We start from the raw sequence: 576 nt of genomic DNA on the forward strand, positions 1-576 counted from the left end.
TGAACTCCATGTCGCCCGTCAGATAGCGGTACGTCAGGTCGATGTTGGCGCGGTCGCCGATCGCATAGCTCAGGCCCGCCAGGGCTTGCGCCGCGAACTTGGTCGAGCTGTCGTCAGCCGCGATCGAGACCGTGCGCTGGCCGCGGATCGTGCCCACGAACTCGGTGTTGACGCGGTTCACGCCGACGCCGAGGCCCACGAACGGACGAACGCCCCAGTACTCGCCGCCGATGTCATAGATGACATTGGCCATGAGCGTGGTGGATTCGATGTCGCCTTCCGGCGAGAAGCAGGGGCCAGTGGCCGGCGTGAAGTTACACACGCCCGACGGAACCGAACCCGTCGAGTGACGGATGCGACCGATGTCGCCCGAGCGGTAACCGCCTTCGAGCTCGACGCGCCAGTTCGGGTTGAACCGGTAGCCCAGACGCGCGAACGCGGCCCAGCCGTCGTTCACTTCGGCATTCCAGTTCACGCCGTTGCCGGACGCTTCCAGGTTGATGTCGTCGATCTTGTGGTAACCGGCGTCAATCGCGCCGTACCAGCCGTCCGGCTCAGCCGAAGCAGCACCAGCGG

General features: G+C 65.5%; 1 protein-coding gene. It reads right to left on the reverse strand.

The window, feature by feature from the left end:
* Positions 1-576 (reverse strand): outer membrane protein (locus ACP7AU_RS17800; RefSeq protein WP_426052287.1); only part of this gene is annotated, 576 nt, incomplete at both ends.

It is taken from the genome of Brevundimonas sp. SL161, assembly GCF_049896985.1.
In the GTDB taxonomy this organism is placed as follows: domain Bacteria; phylum Pseudomonadota; class Alphaproteobacteria; order Caulobacterales; family Caulobacteraceae; genus Brevundimonas.